Annotated in this window: 11 protein-coding genes and 3 pseudogenes; 5 read left to right on the top strand and 9 right to left on the bottom strand. The window is 43.8% G+C overall.

Annotated elements, in window-relative coordinates; genetic code table 11:
* Positions 1–5 precede the first annotated feature (5 nt).
* Together AC3CKG_RS19670 and AC3CKG_RS19665 are read left to right on the top strand one after the other, a co-directional pair.
* Positions 6–2120, top strand: coding sequence for a type I secretion system permease/ATPase (locus AC3CKG_RS19670; protein WP_065106001.1), 2115 nt, complete (start codon positions 6–8; stop codon positions 2118–2120).
* Positions 2121–2306: 186 nt separating this feature from the next.
* A complete protein-coding gene (locus AC3CKG_RS19665) occupies positions 2307–4055 on the top strand; it encodes an SgrR family transcriptional regulator (RefSeq protein WP_488529855.1) in 1749 nt (582 codons plus the stop codon).
* Between the two features lie 150 nt (positions 4056–4205).
* Here AC3CKG_RS19665 and AC3CKG_RS19660 read toward each other — a convergent pair whose 3' ends face one another.
* The 5 genes and pseudogenes from AC3CKG_RS19660 to AC3CKG_RS19640 form a co-directional block, all read right to left on the bottom strand.
* Positions 4206–5876: a flagellar assembly protein A gene (locus AC3CKG_RS19660; RefSeq protein ID WP_065106003.1), complete on the bottom strand. Its 1671-nt coding sequence runs from the start codon at positions 5874–5876 to the stop codon at positions 4206–4208.
* A gap of 606 nt (positions 5877–6482) precedes the next feature.
* Positions 6483–8159: pseudogene (locus AC3CKG_RS19655) on the bottom strand (GNAT family N-acetyltransferase); the annotation flags it as partial.
* A gap of 201 nt (positions 8160–8360) precedes the next feature.
* A pseudogene (locus AC3CKG_RS19650) lies at positions 8361–8654 on the bottom strand (tRNA(Met) cytidine acetyltransferase TmcA domain-containing protein); the annotation flags it as partial.
* A gap of 92 nt (positions 8655–8746) precedes the next feature.
* Positions 8747–9721, bottom strand: coding sequence for a ParB/RepB/Spo0J family partition protein (locus tag AC3CKG_RS19645; protein ID WP_488529854.1), 975 nt, complete (start codon positions 9719–9721; stop codon positions 8747–8749).
* A gap of 5 nt (positions 9722–9726) precedes the next feature.
* On the bottom strand, positions 9727–10944 hold the full coding sequence (locus tag AC3CKG_RS19640; protein WP_004732566.1) for a ParA family protein: 1218 nt from the start codon (positions 10942–10944) through the stop codon (positions 9727–9729).
* Between the two features lie 1249 nt (positions 10945–12193).
* Between AC3CKG_RS19640 and AC3CKG_RS19635 the strand changes: the two genes are divergently transcribed.
* On the top strand, positions 12194–14173 hold the full coding sequence (locus AC3CKG_RS19635) for a replication initiator protein RctB domain-containing protein (protein ID WP_017111265.1): 1980 nt from the start codon (positions 12194–12196) through the stop codon (positions 14171–14173).
* 365 nt (positions 14174–14538) lie between these two features.
* Here AC3CKG_RS19635 and AC3CKG_RS19630 read toward each other — a convergent pair whose 3' ends face one another.
* Genes AC3CKG_RS19630 through AC3CKG_RS19620 form a run of 3 tightly spaced genes read right to left on the bottom strand, consistent with a single transcriptional unit; the run spans position 14539 to position 16783 of the window.
* Complete coding sequence (locus AC3CKG_RS19630; RefSeq protein WP_102307866.1) at positions 14539–15021, bottom strand: transcriptional regulator; 483 nt, start codon at positions 15019–15021, stop codon at positions 14539–14541.
* Positions 15018–15950, bottom strand: coding sequence for an ATP-binding cassette domain-containing protein (locus tag AC3CKG_RS19625; RefSeq protein ID WP_372204668.1), 933 nt, complete (start codon positions 15948–15950; stop codon positions 15018–15020). The genes AC3CKG_RS19630 and AC3CKG_RS19625 overlap by 4 nt, the downstream gene beginning before the upstream one ends.
* A gap of 8 nt (positions 15951–15958) precedes the next feature.
* Complete coding sequence (locus AC3CKG_RS19620; protein ID WP_099165987.1) at positions 15959–16783, bottom strand: ABC transporter ATP-binding protein; 825 nt, start codon at positions 16781–16783, stop codon at positions 15959–15961.
* Between the two features lie 362 nt (positions 16784–17145).
* On the opposite strand from AC3CKG_RS19620, the gene AC3CKG_RS19615 reads away from it, so the two are divergent.
* Together AC3CKG_RS19615 and ybiA are read left to right on the top strand one after the other, a co-directional pair.
* A complete protein-coding gene (locus AC3CKG_RS19615; protein ID WP_488529853.1) occupies positions 17146–17340 on the top strand; it encodes a hypothetical protein in 195 nt (64 codons plus the stop codon).
* Positions 17341–17594: 254 nt separating this feature from the next.
* Positions 17595–18079, top strand: a pseudogene (gene ybiA, locus AC3CKG_RS19610) (riboflavin biosynthesis intermediates N-glycosidase).
* 171 nt (positions 18080–18250) lie between these two features.
* Here the strand turns inward: ybiA and AC3CKG_RS19605 are convergent.
* Positions 18251–19009, bottom strand: coding sequence for a substrate-binding periplasmic protein (locus AC3CKG_RS19605; protein ID WP_102280105.1), 759 nt, complete (start codon positions 19007–19009; stop codon positions 18251–18253).
* Positions 19010–19094 lie beyond the last annotated feature (85 nt).

The raw sequence follows: 19094 nt of genomic DNA, 5'->3' as shown, positions 1-19094 counted from the left end.
ATCGCATGCAAGATCCACTATTGAACTCATTGATCTACGTTAGCCGATATTACGGGTTAGCTAACTCGCCCGAAGCGTTGATCAATGGACTGCCACTATCAGACGGAAAGCTCACCCCTTTCCTATTCCCTCGCTCTGCCGAGCGTGCGGGATTAGTGGCGAAAGAAAACCGTTCCGACCTAGAAAGCATCCCTCATCTTATTTTGCCTGCTGTTTTACTTCTCAAGCAGGGTGAGGCATGTGTTCTTAATAGTATCGATTTGGAAAAACAAGAAGCCGAGATCATCACCGCAGAAAGTGGAATGGTACCCATCGTCATTCCAGTCGAGGAACTGAAAGAACAGTTTATTGGCCGCTATTTCTTGGTCAAAAAACAGTTTCGCTACGATGAACGCTCACCAGAGATTCTAAAAACACGTCAAGGTCACTGGTTCTGGAGCACCATTTGGGAATCGAAAAACATCTACCGAGACGTGCTTATCGCATCCATCTTGATCAATGTCTTCGCCATCGCGGCCCCGATGTTTACTCGATTGGTCTACGACAAAGTGGTACCCAACCTCGCCTTTGAAACCTTATGGGTACTGGCAAGCGGGATCTTCGTCGTCTTCCTTTTCGATCTGCTTTTGAAATTGATGAGAAGTTACTTTATTGATGTCGCGGGTAAGAAGTCGGACATTCTGATTTCATCCAAGCTATTCAGTAAAGTACTCGGCATTCGCATGGAAGCAAAACCGGCGTCAGTCGGTGCTTTTGCGAAAAATCTACAAGAGTTCGAATCGATTCGTGAGTTCTTTACCTCTGCGACGATTGGCTCGTTAATCGATTTACCGTTCGCTCTGATGTTCCTGGCTTTAATTTGGTTAATGGCAGGGAATCTAGTGTTTGTTCCGGTGGTCGGTGTTGTGGTTCTGATCATCTATGCATTGTTAATCCAAGGCCCACTGCGTCGAACCATTGAAGAAGGGTCACGCCTTGCTTCTCAGAAATACGCGAACTTAATTGAGAGCCTGGCGGGGTTAGAAACCGTTAAGCTTTTCAGCGCTCAAAGCCAATTCCAATTCCGTTGGGAAGAAGCTGTCGCGCACATGGCGAACTGGAACATCAAAAGTCGCCGCATTACTGACAGCATCCAAAACACTGCAGGCTTTGTTCAGCAAAGTACCAACGTCGGTATGATCATTTTTGGCGTGTATCTAATTGCAGAAGGCGAACTTACGATGGGTGGCTTGATTGCTGCGACCATGTTGAGTGGCCGTGCGATTGGGCCTCTTGTTCAACTTTCATTGCTTTCGACGCGTTACAATCAGGCGAAATCTTCGATGACCTTAATCGAACAGGTGATGTCTATGCCTGATGAGCAGGAAGAAGGAAAGCGTTATATCCACCGCCCTATCATCCAAGGCCGTATTGCACTGGATAAAGTAACCTTCCACTACCCTGATTCTCCGGTCGCGTCAGTGAGAGATTTGAGCCTAACCATTACACCCGGCGAGAAAGTCGCGATAATCGGCCGTATCGGTTCAGGTAAAACGACTTTAGAGCGCTTGATTATGGGCCTCTACAAGCCCACAGAGGGCCATGTTCGTATAGACGACACCGACATGGAGCAACTTCACCATGTCGACGTACGACGCAATATAGGCTGTGTACCGCAAGACAGTAACTTGTTCTATGGTTCAGTGAGAGACAACATCACATTAGGTCGCCCATTGGTTGATGACCGCGATGTTATGGATGCTGCTAACCGCGCAGGCGTTACTGCTTTCACTCAACAAGATCCTGCGGGCTTAGAGCGCCAAGTCGGTGAAGGTGGCGGATTGCTATCGGGTGGTCAACGTCAGGCTATCGCGATTGCTAGAGCCTTCTTAGGTCGTCCGCCAGTGCTATTGATGGATGAGCCAACCAGTGCCATGGATAACCGTTCTGAAATGCACATCAAGCACCAACTTAGTCAACTGTTACCTAGCGAAACTTTAATTCTGATCACGCACAAGACTTCGATGTTAGACATTGTTGATCGAGTGATTGTGATGGAGAAAGGCAGCATTATTGCCGACGGTCCAAAAGCGCAAGTTCTGTCAGACTTGAAGCAAGGTAAGGTAAGAGCTGCAAGTTAAAGCGATCATGTGACTTAAAGAATCTAACTAAATCAATATCACTAAAAAGCAAAGGGGGAGCATCAGCTCCCCCTTTTTTTTATCTGAAATAACAACAAAAGAGGAACAAAGTAGCCGAACATTTTCTTATTTTTTAAAAGCTAAGTTGAGTAAAATGCAAAGCTATTCATTAACTAAGGGCTTTTAGTGTCTAATCTCAACCTGCTTCGATACTACCAGCGAATCATAACAATTGGTGTCGGTAGCAAAATAAAAACCACAGTACAGGAAGTTGCTGATTTACTGTGTACTTCTCCTCGGCATGCTCGCAACTTATTGTCTCAAATGCAGGAGTTGGACTGGTTAACCTGGCAGCCCAAAGCGGGTCGAAATCAACGATCAACGCTACTTTTAAACATTGAGCTAAGCGCCCTAAAAGAGAGCCTTGCGCTAGAACGAATCCAACAAGGCAAGTATGAGAGAGCATTAGCGATTCTCGATGAAGATGAGGCGATGTTTGGCCGCCTCCTAAAAACAACCTCTGGGACTTCTGTTCAAGAAGGCCGAGTGAACATCCAGCTGACATATAAGCGAATGTTTGAGCGCATTGTCCCCCACCAATTACACCGTTGTAGTGAGCGTTTCTTTTTGCGTCAGGTTTATTGCTGCTTGGTATCCAGTCATGACAATGGCGTTGTCAGGCCTGAGCTTGCTCATCACTGGCGTTATGATGAAGATAATTATCAATGGACGTTTTATCTTCGTCCTGGGCTAACGTTCCATAACGATACACCAATCGATGCGGATACTGTTGTGAGCCTGTTTGCCAAGCTTAGCGCTCTTCCGTATTACCAAAAAGAGCTAGCGCACGTCACCGATATCACTGCGCCGCATCCTCTGAAAGTTGTATTTACATTGAACAAACCGGATCGTGGGTTCGCTGGGCTTATTTCAGGCGTCAAATACGGCATTCAGCCAGCGAGCCAAGTGAATGTTGCAAACAACAACTCGGTGATTGGAAGTGGCCCATTCTCTGTGGTCGAGCACGATAAAAATAAACTAAAGCTGCAAGCGTTCGATGGCTACTATGCGTGTCGTGTGTTAGTCGATTTAGTCACGATTTGGATTGTTAATGATGAGAAAATGGAGAACCCATCGCTATCAAGTAATGCTCCTATCCAAGTATCTGAAACCACGAGCGGTATTGAGGTTTCAATACAAACACCGAATGCCTCTCACTCGAGTCAACACAGTCGAACTGAAGACGGCTGCTTATTCGCTCTATTCAATCAGCATACGAAACATCCATTAACACGTGCCCAACGTCGTTACATTACGGAGCTAATTCACCCCCAGCGACTGCTCGAACTGTTTCGTAAAGAGAAAACGCATTACGGCAGCGTACTAGCCAACAACTTATTACCCATTTGGAGCCCCGTATTACGCCCGTTTGGTGAAGTCAGCGCGTTACCAAAAACCATCACCATCGCAGGTTACAATTACACAGCATTGCGTCGATGCGCTCGCGCTATTTCTTCTGTACTGACCGATCACGGCTGTAAGGTTGAAATAGTAATGTATTCCTATCGAGAGTTGAGTGAAAAAGCAGAGAACGGCACGCTCAACGAAACACTAATCTTAACGAATACCAATTTGGATGATAACCGTCATGCTTCAGCGTTTTCTAATTTCTACAGCAATAACGTTTTGTACCACACACTGGGAGAGGAAAATGCAAGGTGGCTTGATGAACAATTGGAAAACGTACGAGCATTCACTCCTCTTGAAGATTATCTAACAGCACTAGAACCCATCGCTTCAACACTAATCAGTGAATATTGGATTGCTCCTATGTTCCATCACACTCAAACATTACGTTTTCACGGCGTCTTAGAAGATGTATCGCTCACTAATTGGGGGTGGCCAGATATTCGCTCTGTGTGGTCTTCTGATTAATGAAGAATATTGAATAGCAGTTGGTCTTTGTTTTATCTAATGAACATCAGGGGCAATGTCCTTCACAGGTATCTTTCTTCTAACATGATGTCGTATTGCGATGAAGATATTCTTGATAGCGACTGAATCGGTGCCGCAAATGGGCACCAATTACAACGAGATATCTTCTTGTTCCATCTTGAACGAACATTGAATCTCATATTGGTTGAACGAGAAAACACTGCCGCCATGAGTTCGTTTGGTTGTGACTGTTTCATCGCCAAACTGAATCGTTACTCGGGTATACACCTTTTCGTGTGCCTCTACGGTGCACTCGGCAAGGTTGGTTTCAAACTCCGCTTCGAGTGTATCCAACTGCGACTTAGTATTTTCAATCGCGAGATTATTCTTTTCTCGTTGCTGCTCAATCTCCTGCGCTTGCTCTTCGCTTCTTTCCGCTTTTGGCCGCTTCTTAAATTCGAGCTCTTGGCGAATTACGCCCATGGTTTGTTCTTGCGCGTGTTTATACACCTCTTTGAGTTCTGCAATCTTCTGTCGGTAACCATCGTAGCGCGCAAAACCATGAACCTTAGTTGCGGTATCCCCTTCTACGCCCAAGAAGACACATTCCACTTTGCCACCCACCTTAGCTTCTCCGCCACTGAGCGTGCCATGCTTCTTCATCGTGTCCATCACGATAAGGTCATGCCCACATCGAATCTCGTTACCCATGCTGTGTACACCAAGACGAAGATCGGTACCCGTTTGTAACTCTGCATTTTGAGCGTAGCTGGCAGTAATGGAACCTTTGGTAAATACTTTGCAAGACTTGGGCTCACCTTCTTTCGTAGTGTGACCAATAATCCCCTTCGCGACTTTAATGTCCCCTTGCGCTTGAACCTCGGCCGATTCAATAAAACCACCAACCGTAATGCAGCCTGTCGCCTTAACAATCATTCCCGGTTCAATGTTTCCAGAGACAAAAACGTTACCTTTAAATTTAACGTGACCGGTAGACACATCAACATTGCTGACACATAGCGCATCATCAACTTCAATACTGCGTTCTTTAATGATTGGTAAACCAGGGCATGAGGCGAGAAGTAAATTAGGGTCGTCGGGAGAAATGTAGGTGCCCTTGCCAGGTTTGATTAAACTGTCTTGTCCAGGAAGTGGTGGGATGATTCGACCTTGAACAGTAAAGCCAGCAATACCTTTAGTCGCAGGAGTGCGCTTCATCAAGTGATCATTTTGACCAACGGTAATGGTCTCACCTAAATCTCGCATATCAATCTTGCCAGCGTCTTTGCTGCGTGGCTTTAAGACTTGGCGAGTAATGTCTTCAACCAAGGCGGCAAACTTCGCATCCTTACCCTTTACGGGTTGTGTGCCTTGAGCGACTGGCTGAGTAAATTTTTCTCCAGGCTTTAGCTTGCTGCTCATCATCAACACTTTTCTAAGCGCTAATTTATTAATGCCTTTGGTTATGTGGGCCTGAGCCAAACAGTGAATGATGTCGCTACCACGCAGCGGATGTCCATTATAGGGTCCAGTCACGACAAGGCTCGCGAGCATCTCATCATCTGACAATTCGACCGCAACACTGGCATGACGAACTTCGGCAATCAAGATTCCCTCATAAGCTTCACCCTTACCTTCTTTAGAAAGAGTGACAAAGCGCAGTACCTCTTCTTCGAAAAGAAAATAGTTAGATGCGTTCAAAGCTTCCAAGGCTGGTGGCAATGTCTTGTTATCAAAGCTTGCGTCGACCACAAATCCAGATGGCAAACGAGCAACCACCTGCAGCTTATCTTCTGACAAAGTAACAATGTTGTCCCACATTCGAATCGAGTATCCCTAATGACTCAGTTGTTATTCAGTCTATATAATTCGTTCTTAGCTTAGAATCACCACATTAGAATAATCAGCGTCACATCACTTACTTTCGATTGTGCAAACATGACTCAGAAATAAGACACACGCATTTTATGAGCGGGCTCACCTTTACAATCATAATCGGCGATTTTTGAAAGCAATTTTGGAATAGAGCTCTAGAACCTGACAATGGAAAATAGAGCATGAATACCATTAGAATTATTCGATGGAGGGGAAGCCTCAGATGAAGACACCAAGTAAACACTCGATAAAAGCGATGATGAAGGTCTGTATTGAAACGCACATCAGTAAACAGGTATTCGATTGAGTAAACGAGATTCGGGTGTCTGAGTTGATGAGCTCAACGTTCAAATTAAAATGCTGAGACGGTACTTTCCAATTCTAGGGTTACTAGGTCAATATGATGATTTAGGAAAAAAGAGTAAAATTAGGGGAAGCGTTAGTAACCAGTAATCGAAGAAGAAGAAGAAGAAGCAAAAGATAGATTTCAGTTTACAGTGTAAATCGCCATTTAGGATTTACACTGTAAATTAATTTGGAAAATCGCCTCGCCTATTTACACTGTAAATTGGACAACAATATAGAGATATCTTGTCGAAGCTGAACTTCTGCTTGCTTACGCCCGGTAAGATTGAACTGTTCAACACAAGCCCCCCACCCTTTTTGTTGCACTACTTTTGCAATCAACAAATCAGAGATAGCCGAATAATCGGCATCACGATGTTGTCGTTCAGAATTAATAGGCTGCTCTGTTGATGGCAATGAGTGCTCGCTCGACAGTTGAATGTTTCTCGCTAGAATTAATTTCAACGTGATAAAGCCAATACTGTCGTAACTGTTTCCGCCTTCTACATAGTTGCGAAGCAACTTCTTTTCTAACTCACTAACTGACAGTGACTGGCTTGGTAATAGAGCGCGAACCATATCAACCTCAAGAGAAGTTAGAGAACCAGAGACGAGAAAGCAAAAACTTTGCTCAAACTGAGACTGCACCTGAGCGACCCAATTGTTAGCACTAATGACAAGTGGCTTCACCATCAACAGCGAGTGACAACCACTCGCTTGATCTCTTTGATGCCCAATATGCACGGGAGTAAATTGGTTACGTCGCCAGAAAGAAACCAATTCGCTGGTGGCACCAAAACTCGTTGCCAGATAATCCATATCGGAGACTTGCTTCGATAACTGCTCAAGCATCCAACTCCCTAAGCCTAAGCCTTGATGGTCAATTGAAACCGCAATTCTCATCACACGCATACAACGGTTTGTTGCCGCTTCAATAGAGCCGAGCTGATTCGCTAACAACACTGGAGCAAGATGTCCTTGAGGTCTGCGCTTTCCTATTTGAATCTGAGCAATCAGATCTTTATCTAAACCGCCCTCCTCCGTCACCAACATACAACCCAAGCAAATATCTTGCTGCCAAGCTGCGTATAAGTGGATAGCCGGATTATTGAGAAACTGCATTAAGTCATTGGGTGATGTCTGATAATGAGCGTCGACCAAAAGAGAGAAACATCGCTGAAGCTTTTCAGGGTTCGCTAGACACTCGTTTTTAGATAGCTCGACCAGGTTCAGTTGGCTGAGCACCTCGTCAGAAAAATCACCAGCCTCATGAACAACAGAACTCCCCGATAAAACCTCGCCACTCAGAAGGAAGCAATCAAACAACCAACGTTCTAGAGGGTCGTTGTTATTCCAGCGGATTGGTTGCTCAAGCTTATAGCCCCTCCATCCAGGACGATGTTCAGAAAGCCAAGACTCAAACTTAATGCCAAACCCTCGCCCACTTCCCTCATATCCATGAACCGTGGTTGAAAAAACCATACGGTGATAACTGCCGACCATAGATTTAAGCATCGGGATCGGAATAGCTGCCGCTTCATCAACCAATAACAAATCGCAATCAGGCTTAGATTGAAGTAATTCATCTGGTGCAACGAATCTTAGGCTGCCACCTTGATGGCTAATATGAGTAGCATTGATAACGTCACAAGGGTCTAGTCGTTGGCGTGCGTGAGCAAATACTGGCTCAACCGCTTTAACCGAAGGTGCGGTGACAATGATATTGAGCCCGTGACGCTCAACCAAAAGCTCCGCAGACGCGATACCCAATGTCGAACTCTTGCCGCGCCCTCTGTCTGCAGTGAGAATCAAAGGACGCTTTCGATGTCCAGAGACGACTTTCTTAACCAACTCTACTGCCGTCTTTTGTTGCTCAAATCTATCGAACAAATTCGGTTGGGTTAATTCTTCAGGCAAAGAATTACGAGTACAGAGTTGCGTTAGTTGTTCATCGTCTTGTGAAACAGAAAACAGTTTGGCGAAATTGGACGCTAACCAACGTTTTCCAAAAGTAGAATTCAAACTCTCTTCAGATTCATCTGATTTGGGCGGGATAACCAACAACAAACCGCCACCAACTAACGCACCCAGTGCCGCACTAAAACTGTTGGCATCAAACTGCTCTCTAAAATCACAAACAAGTAGTTGGCATTCTCGACCTAGGAGTTGTTGCCCCTTTTTAACCGGAACATGTGTTACCGATTGAAAAGGCGAACCACCCATCTGGAAAACTGTTTGAGCTAAAGAAGCATCAAGAAAGATCTGAATCGTAGCGTCTTGCCAATCACGATCACCAGAAAAGACAACACCGTAACGGTGCTGATTATGCTCGGCGGTTTGGGAAAGAGTATGTAGAAAGGTGTTTGTTGGGTTCGTCATAATTAGCGTCCAGATTCATCTAAACACAGTTTATCACAGCCAAATAAAAAGCCGCATAAAGCGGCTTTAGAGTCATTCGATAGTTTGTAAACTTAATCGAGTTTTGATTGAACGAAGTTCAAAATTTCTTGCATCGTCGCGTCATCCACTTTTTTAAGATTCAAAGCTAGGTTTGAACCTTTGCGGCTGTATGAAGCACGACCTTTGATCAGCTCAACTTTTGGAGATGCTTTCTTCGTTGGCGCAGGTGCCAATTCAAGAATCCAACCTTCCAAAGTTTCGGTCACGTCTTTCGTTAAACGCGTTACACCTTGCGCTTCACTACGCTGCCATACAAAACCTTCAGAAGCATCACACTTAGTCAGCAATGTTTGTTGCTGTTCACCCGTTAAACCACCAAATTGTTTGTGCAGTTTAACAATCGTTGGGCGACCAAGGTCGCTCACATTCGGGTAAGCTTGTAGCAATTCAAGTGGTAAAGCCGCCGCTTTTAATGCGCCACTCACCAAAGCTTCACTGCACTGGAACATTTTAGCTAATGCTTTTTGGTCTTCAGCTTCGCCTTTATCCAGTTTCGCTTGCATCTCTTTACCCTTCTCGTAAAGAGAAAGTGGCTTATGAGCGTTTGCAACGTCTGATAAAAACTTAGCATGTTCACCGTTAATGTTTTCCGCTACGTAAATTAGGAACTCTTTGTCCGCTAAAATACATGACATACGACGACGGCTACCATCAAGAACTTCAATCTTGCCATCTTTATTCTTACGACCAACCGCTGGATATTGCTGACCGCGTTCTTTTAACGTAGTCAGAACATCAGAAAGAGCGTGTTCATTTAAGAAAGATTGCTCACGAGCATTGTCTTCAAAAACAACCGTTCGAGTCGCAACGTCAGCTGCAGGAATTCGAACCAATTCAAATGAAACCAGCTCTTCACCCGCAACCGAAAGTTCAATCACTTGAGCTTGCTCTTTTGCGGCTGTTTGCGCTTCTTGAGGTGTTGCTACACGGCGTTTGTTTGCTTTACCAAATAGCTTTGCATTTAAGTCAGATGTTTTAATTGCCATTTTTGTTATCCCTGATTAAGTGAAGGCCAGTTGCTATGTAATACTCGCTCTAATTCTAGAGCACTTTTTTGTACCGCGTCTTGAGCAACGGCTAGAGTTTTCTTACCGCCCTCAAAGTCGCTAACCGTCAGGTCGAAAACCGTGCTGTAAGTATCAGCACAAGTTTCGAAGGCACGGCTTCTTGGAATCGTTGCCATCATGACTTGGTCATTCAACAAGTAGTTCATCTCAGTTAATACTGATACCTGCTTCTTGTTATCGTCTTCAAACATCGTTGGCATAAGACGAACAAATTCAAGCCCTTTCCAATCATCTGGGAACATCTCATACACAGTTGGCAAGTGTTGGAAGAAGTTAACCGTTGAAGCCCAGTCCAAACGCTTCGCAGCACATGGGATAAGAAGTGCATTCGATGCGTACATCGCGTTCCACACTAGCGGGTCAACGTGCGGACCGGTATCAATCATAATCACATCAAAATCATCGGCGATTTTGTCGATAAGCTTCTCTTTAAGAAGACGAACGATATCAAGTGACTGATCTTGAGACAGGCTTTGCCACGCTTCAGCGTTAAACATCGCATCTTCTGGGAACGCCGAAATCGTCTTTAGGTTCGGATACTGTGTTGGCAATAGTACGTTCTTACGCAAGAATTCAAGGTCAACATCTTGGCCTTCAGGCACATTGTCCAACATGATATCAACGGCAGAATAGATACTGTCGTGCTCTGCCCCACTAATTTGTGGGTTTAAGAACAGACGCAAAGAACCTTGTGGATCCAAGTCAATCAGACAGATACGGTAGCGCTTGTCTAAATTCAGAGACAAACAAGCCGCTAGGTGAACCGCTGTCATTGATTTACCCGTACCACCCTTCTGGTTCTGTACGTTAATAACCCATGGCTTATTGTCTACATGCTGCTTACGTTGGTGGAACTTCGGCACTTCAGCCGCATCCATCAGCATGTGAGCTTCGGTCAATGAAATCGAGTAATGATTGGCGTTGTTCTTTGTAAACTGATGACCATCTGCTTCAAGCTTGTTGATAGCCTCATCCAATTTACGACGAGTTAAGCCTGAACGCGTCTCCATCATAGCTTTAGACATTGGAGGGAAATGCTCATCACTTCGCTCTTCCAGAATAATCTCAATTCGGTCAGCCTGAACTTGTTGAGTTTGTTCGGCCAGCTGATAGAGCTTATCAATCGTTTGTTCTCTTTTCATTGCCAGTTTCCGTAATGATTAACTAAGTACAAATTGTACAGCGATTAACAACAAACACAACAAAAACATGAACATACATTTATGAGTAAAATCACATAAAATAGACTGTATTTTTACAGTTTGATGAAACAACGGCTAAGACAGACACAAAAGTGACCTTTTTTGTCATGTATAACAGTGCTATTTCTACCCTACATTTAAAATGTTACAGCATCACTTATTTACAATGTAAATGGAATTTCAGTCAAAAAGCTTCGGAACGATTGAAACACAAGCATAGATTACGGTTCGTGTGATTTGCATTCGAAATTGACAGGTTTGCAACCAACAAAGAGTAAAAACTAGAAAATCGTTTGGAAAATAAAAAACAAAGCGAAGATGAGACGTCACTAAAAAAAAGAAAATGAAGCCTCAACCGGAAGAATGATCATGGGATACAGAACTCGTAAGAAAATTAATAAGGCTATATTATGAAGCATGATCAAGGTGTAAACTCGCCAATATTGATCCGCATGAGTGCCCGTTCGAAATGATCAACTTCCGGAAAAATGATCAAGTAAATATCGTTCCGGAAGCATGTAAATTGACAGCTAACTTACGGACAAATGCTTTTGCAATGGGGATTCAAGCTCTATAAGGCCTCATTGATGGGAAATTCAATCGACACGGATTGGAAATGCAGAAACATGACAATTTCATGATCATGCTTCCTGATTTATTGAGTATCGAGCCAAAAGTCCCCAACCATCGATTATGTAATCAATACCGAGTAAGTTTTAAACAGAAAAGGGGAGGAGCGATGTAAAAGTCGCATTACTTGATCATTGTTCCGATAAAATAGCCAACGAAAATATCCACATTGATGATTTAAACCTCGTCGATCAATTGTGGACTGTGGATAAGCTGTATAAGTATAATGATCATGCTTTCGAACCAATAATGATCATGCTTACAATGACTTAATGATCATCGTTCTGATGTTTAGTGATCATGCTTTCTTAACTTTTATGATCATCGTTTCGTTATCTTTATGATCATGCTTTCCAAGTGATATTTTTTTTACACTTTAAATTCAGTAACTTAAAAGCAAATGATCGCCCTGATCATTAGATCACTTAATCATTTAAGATCATATTAATCAAAAAGATCAGTTATTTAAAAGCCAATAAATTCTCTTTATTTATGATCATTCTTTCTTTATCATTCAGGAACTATAGTGAAATTACGGTTAGTGTGATACGGATCAAAAATGAAACCAGAAGAGAAATTGTTAATTAAGGCACGAAGCCACAAAGATGGTCATTTATTTGAGGTATCTGAAACAGCCGTTGAATGGATAGAACAATATCAACACTTCAAAGGGGTCACGAAAAGCATCGTTGAGCTTCTCAACCTAATTTCACTTCGCGGGTTTAGCAGCAAAGATGGATACGTTTCAACCACTGAAATAATCGAATCAACCGATGGGCAAGTCACTCGTGCTGCCTTACAGCAAAGGCTCAGAGCGGCTGTAAATATCGGACTTTTCAAACAAATCCCAGTTCGCTTTGAAGAAGGCCTTGCAGGCAAAACGATGCTACATCGCTTTGTTAATCCCAATCAGTTGATATCAGTGCTAGGTGCCACCAGCTTAGTGACTGAAAGTGTGAAACAAAACGAAAAGCAAAAGCGTTCTAAAGCCCTCGCACAAACCAAAGTAAACAAACGTTTATTGAATGAGCACGGTCTTAATACCCCACCAACGATGAAAGATGAAGCGGATCAATTTATTGTCTCGCCAACCAATTGGGCTGGGATTATCGATCAAGCGTTAGCGCCACCTAGAACCCGTAAGAGCTACCAGAAATCGATGGTTTCGATCTCGGGAACTCGAGCTGTGATCGAAACACGATCTTCAAAAAACATTATGACCGTTGATGATCTGATGACGTTATTCGCGTTATTCACGTTGACGGTTCAATACCATGATCATCATCAAGACGATTACCACCTAGATGCTAAGCACACCCCGAACAAAACGCCGCTCTACATCACGGATATTCTTTCATTGCGTGGCAAGAAAGACAGCGGCCCGGCTCGTGACTCTATTCGAGACAGCATTGACCGCATTGAGTTTACCGATTTTCAGTTACATGAGCTTACTGGCCGTTGGCTTAGTGAGAACATGCCAGAAGGCTTTAAGAGCGACCGTTTCCGATTCTTAGCCAGAACCATCACCGCATCGGAAGAAGCGCCTACAGAGGGCTCTGACGGCGAAATTCGCATTAAACCGAACCTGTACATCTTGGTATGGGAGCCATCGTTCTATGAAGAGCTCCTAACGCGCGATTATTTCTTCCTGTTCCCACCAGAGATCCTGAAGCAACATACCTTGGTCTTCCAAATGTATTCGTACTTCAGAAGCCGTATGGCGCGTCGTCATTCTGATTGCATGCTATTGAGCGAACTGAATCAAAAACTGGCGCGTAACATTGATTGGCGTCGTTTTTCGATGGATCTGATCCGCGAACTGAGAAAGTTGGGCGAAGTAGGGGAGCAAGAAGATACCTTCCTCGTCAATCTGTGGGGTTACCATCTGACGATCACGGCGTTGATCGAAAAAGGCAAGACCACCGATTATCAGGTCGATATCAAATGTAACGTTGAAGAAGTGCTGCGTTACTCAAGAGCGCGCACCACCAATGCAGGTAAGCGAAACATGGCGCCAACATTGCCGAACCCACTGCGCAATGAAATGGTGTCTAAGCAAAAGCTGGAAGAGTTATCTGAAATCATTGATGGCGAATTTGAGCCTATTCAGCGTAAAGCTCCTTCACCAAGAGGCAAGCTAGGGCGCAGAGTTAAACAACGTAAGCACTCTGTTGAGATCAATGCTGACGAGATCATGATAACCCTATCTAAATATACCTCTTCAGAGGCTCTAGAACGCAGTATAACGGCTTTATCAGCAATGACCGGGCACTCACATGCCTCAATCAAAGAAGAGTGCTCTGAGCTCATTGAGAAGCTTGATTGGTTAAGAGTTGGAGAGGATGTGATTCCTTACGAAACGTTGAGTAAGCTGATCGAACTCTACAACGACCGTGATAGCACCAGTAATCGACACCTTTCAATTGAGCGTCTTATTTCTGGCCTGGCTGTACGCCGCAAGGTATGCAAGCAAGTTCACGAAGGTCACTTAGACGAAAATGTGTTCTTAGCGCTCGATGAAATGGCGATTGGCCACTAGCCTTGAGTCCTATAATCGCCGCTGAATGGATGATCTGAACATCATTAGGTGTTGATAATAACCGCACCTAATGCTGACAATGTGCTGACAATATAGAGCACCTAGTTGATTATTATTTATCCCGAATAGACAACCTTTGTCCTTTCTTATGATTAATAGATTGGCTCATATTTTGTTACATCATACTGAATAGATTTTCGCGAGTTCCTAAGGGACTCGCTTTTTTTTGTCTGAAATTCATCGAATCATTAAAATTCAATAGTTTACAGAATAAAACTCCGAAGCATGATCAAGGTGAGATCATGCTTTCTACGGATCTAACTTTGAGGAGACTCTGACTTGATGTTTGATCGAGATAGGGTTGATCAATGAAGTTGGTGTTTAGCTCTCCCTTGATCATCGTTCTGTGGTTGGCTTGCCATAAAACGCACATGTGATTCGATCAACTTTTCCGATTCTTGTTGCCAGCGTGGTTCTTGTTGTTGGTTAGCAAACTCCAAAGCCAGCACACATAAGTGTTGTACTCGCTTGGTACACCACTCTTGTAGGCCGGGTTCCGCTTTTGGGTCACAAGACACTGCCTGAAGCTTACCGTAAGCAAACATCAGGTATTGATAGGCCTTTTCTTGATGGTGTGGGTTTTCGATTGAGTTTCGATAGAAAGTAAAGATTCTCAGGCACCCATCCAACCAACACGCGATGCCTTTGCTCTGTTCATCCGTGATCAAAGGCCCCCAGAGTGCATCTGGAGGCGTTAAGATCAAAGGTTCTAACCGTTCCACTTGATCATGCTTTCGGTCTTTGTACCAATCTCCGATCCGCTCTAACCAAGTGTCTAGTTCATTCATGCAACGTTATCCCACTGTTTTACAAAGTGATTATCAGCAACTTGCTTAATCTCATGCTGAATTTCACTGCTCTGCTCTCGAATTAGATCAGCGTTCACTGAATAGTTTGGTTCATTTTTGACAAGTTCGCCAAATGGCAGATCAGGATCCGGTACCGCTGAGATCAACAGTTTGGTATATGGGTGCTGCGGATTGGTTAAGATCGACTGGGTTGATCCCCATTCGACGATCTGGCCTTTGTACATCACAGCTGTTTCTTCGGCGATGTAATGGGCAGTCGCAAGATCATGAGTAATGTACAAAAATCCGATGCCAAGTTCTTTCTTCATTCTCTGCATGAGATTAAGCACCCCAAGCCTTATCGACACATCCAACATTGAGGTCGGTTCATCGGCAAGAATGACTTCAGCCCCAACCGCAAGTGCTCTGGCTAGGTTAACCCGCTGTCTTTGGCCGCCACTGAGCTCGTGAGGGTATTTCGTTAGAGTTTCGACGGGTAACTCCACCAGCGTGAGTAACTCTTTAAGGCGCTCTTCTAGAGCCGCTTTATTGGCGACTTGCTTATGAATCTTAAGTGGGCGCGTTAAGTGGTGCTCTATGGTGTGAGTTGGATTAAGCGAACCGAATGGGTCTTGAAACACCATCTGTACACGACTGCGGTAATCCAAGATATCTTTTCGGCTGTTGAGCGTTGAGATGTCTTTGCCGTTGAATAGAATTTCCCCTTCGGTAGCAGGGTAGACCTTGGTCATCAATCGAGCGCAAGTGCTTTTACCGCAGCCAGATTCACCAACGAGAGCCAGTGTTTTTCCGGCATAGATATCGAAACTCACGCCATGCAGTGCTCTAAATATTTCTTCTTTACCAAAGCCACCGCCCACGGTGAACTCTTTGACTAAGTTTTTTACTTGGATAATGGGTTGTGTCATGGAGCCTCCTAGCACGCCGTCGCGTGAGCGTGTTGGTGAATATTAGGGAACGAACTCCAAAGTTTTTTGGTGTAGGAGTGCTGTGGGTTGTTACGGATCTCATAGGCTTGATTAACTTCAACTATTTGACCGTGACGCATGATGGCAATGCGATCACATAATTGGCTCATTAGTGCGAGGTCGTGGGTGATGAAGAGTATAGAGAAACCAAACTCTTCTCTGAGTTGATGTATTTGTTGCAGAATCTCGCGTTGTACAACCACATCCAGTGCTGTTGTCGGCTCGTCCATGATGATCAACTTGGGGTTGAGGGCGAGCGCAATGGCTATCACCAAGCGTTGACGCATCCCTCCGCTGAACTGATGTGGATATTCGGTGAGACGGTTGCGAGGGATGTTTACAAGGTCGAGGAGCTTCTCTGCGCGGTCTTTGGCTTGTTCGTCTGTCATCCCTTTGTGATGACGCAAAACATCAGCGAATTGCTCTTGAATAGGAAGAACGGGATTGAGTGAGTTCATCGCACTTTGGAAAACCATTGCGATTTCGCTCCAACGCAAGGTGTTCAAGTGGTCGTCAGATAAACCGAGCAGATCTTGCCCGTTGAATATGATCTTCCCACCCGAGATGAAAGCGGGCGGCTTGTGTAAACGATTAATGGCAAACGCGATGGTACTTTTTCCGCACCCTGATTCGCCGGCCAAACCGAAAATCTCTCCTTGATTGATGTTAAAGCTTACCGATTTGACGGCATTAAAATCGCCGTTATCGGTAATGTAATCGACACATAAATTCTTCACTTGGAGAAGCGGTGTCTCTGAATGTTCACTAGACATACTAAATACTCAGTTATGATATTGATAACCATTATCATTAACATGAAGTGAATTTAGTGAAAGCAGTGAGCACAAAAAGAATGAAGTGCCTCGAAATTAATCTAGGGTTATTTCATGAGATTTCAGTGGAAAAGTAACATTGAGAAAGGAGAAAATGAGAGTTAGATCAAACCACATTTCTAGTGGGGAATCTTGTAAATGTAATTGCAGAATTTGGCTTTGGCAAAGTTTAAATGAGGCATTTATTAATTAGCTTTGTGAAGCGTCGGAATCATCACATTTCAGTACAGAATTTCTTAACAAGTGATTTAGCTTTTGCTACAGATTAGCTGTCCATTACATGGTGCTTTTCGGAGGAAAACATGTCCATTAATTCTATCAACCATGACGAAATGACAAATATTGCAAACAAGTGGGATGCTGAAGAAGAAGTATCTTTCAAACCAGAACAGAAAATGAAGTCTGCTGAAGCTCGTCGTCGTATCGAGACTCTAAGAGAAATTAGAGAAAGCGGTTTTAGTCTGGAAGAAGCGAGAGATCTTGGCTTGATTCACTAAAATTTCCAACTGTATTTCAAGGGTGGTCACATACCACCCTTTGATTTATATAGATTTTATTTCTTTAACTGCATTTTTAAACAACCACATCCCATTCACTTCTTAATTAATAAAAACTCGCTTCATACCTCTCTTTCCTGCTAAAAACACGCTGATGGCTTACTCTTGAACTAAGTTGTTTGACAGCAATATGCAACGCCACTAATTTTAAAGTTAAAGCAAAAATATGCGATGTCGTTGGTAAGGAGAAGGCTATGTCTAATTCTGTGGCTCAAGCCAAAGAAGTGCTGTTTTATGAACCTGAAGATCCAAACGGATACCTTTCAAATTTTGCGGCTTGCCCCATTAAGGTCGACGACCAAGTATGGGCTACCAGCGAACACTATTATCAAGCGATGAAGTTCGCCTCTCAAGAACTGCGCAATACTATTTTGGAAGCCTGTTCGCCTGCTGAAGCATTTTCGTTGAGTCGTGATTATGAAGATCAAGTACGTGAAGATTGGTATGACATTCGTGTTGAAGTGATGCAGTTCATTGTGACGGAGAAGTTTAGACAGAATCCACAGTTTGCGTTGTTTCTTACCAATACCGGAGATTCGGTGATCAAAGAACATTCGCACAAAGACCACTTCTGGGGCGATGGCGGGGATGAACCGGCGAGAACCATTTGGGTAAGATTCTGATGGCAGTGCGTCACCAGCTTCGCACTCAGCAACGGCATTTGATTGCTTCGCACTAGTTTGTTCGAGTTCAGTTATTAGAACGGGTCTATCAGCGTTAGCTTCTTCGCATTAAAAAGGCCGTCCTGCTATTTAGTCTATAGCTAAGCAGGGCGGCCTTTTCGGTCTAGAGGTAGTTTGGTTATCGAAGAGAGCCAAACTACGGTATCAAGCTATCACTGACTCTGCCGTTATAAGTAGCTCTGTACGATGTCGTTGAGCTGTCCATCGTCTTTCATTTGGTCGAGACGTTGGTTAATGAAGGTTTGCAGTTTAGGATCCATCTCAGGGTCAAACGCCAAATGGATAGGGTAGTTATTGATTACAGAGCCAAACTCTTGCATCTGGTAGTCATCAATACTCAGCTTTTGCTCGTTTAGGTTATATTTGATTCGTGATTCCATCTCAACAAACACAGTATCACCAGGTGCTCGGTTCAGGACACGAAACGCAGCCGTGTAATCTTTCACTCGAATTTCGTTGAGCTTACCTTGTTTGATGTAAGGCTCTAGGTTCGGATACTCAAATCCCACCAGCAACACCACCGCTTTTCCGTTTAAATCGTCGATAGTATTAAACTCAAACGGCTTTTTACCGCTGCTGAGTAATACGTGTTTTACATTGTAAATCGGATCTTTAGACAGGTTAACCGACTGGATATTTCCCCAGCTTGGGCTGCCGTAGGTTACCCAGTTTGGATTCTCTCTTGCATCAAGCTTGTCGATCATTCGGTTAAAAGGGTAGGTGTGGTAGTTGATCTCATATTGGCTGTCATCGAATACCGCTTCCACGATATCTGAAACCATTCCTCTGTGAGATGACCCGTCAGTTTCGATCTGAAAAGGTTGCGCTTGGCTCGCAATAATGTAGTAGTGAAGAGGTTCGCTTGCAGAAGCATAACTGCTTGAAAACAAACTGACTATGGATGCAACGATAAGATGTTTTTTCATAACCTTCCCTAGTTATTTGATGAATGACTACTATTATACTAGTTGAGTAATTGTAGTTTGCTAGGATAACAATAATGGTAATTTG

The organism is Vibrio sp. QJM3NY_15 (assembly GCF_057785995.1).
The sequence above is the reverse complement of the archived record's forward strand: the minus strand, read 5'-3'. Positions and strand labels throughout refer to the sequence as shown.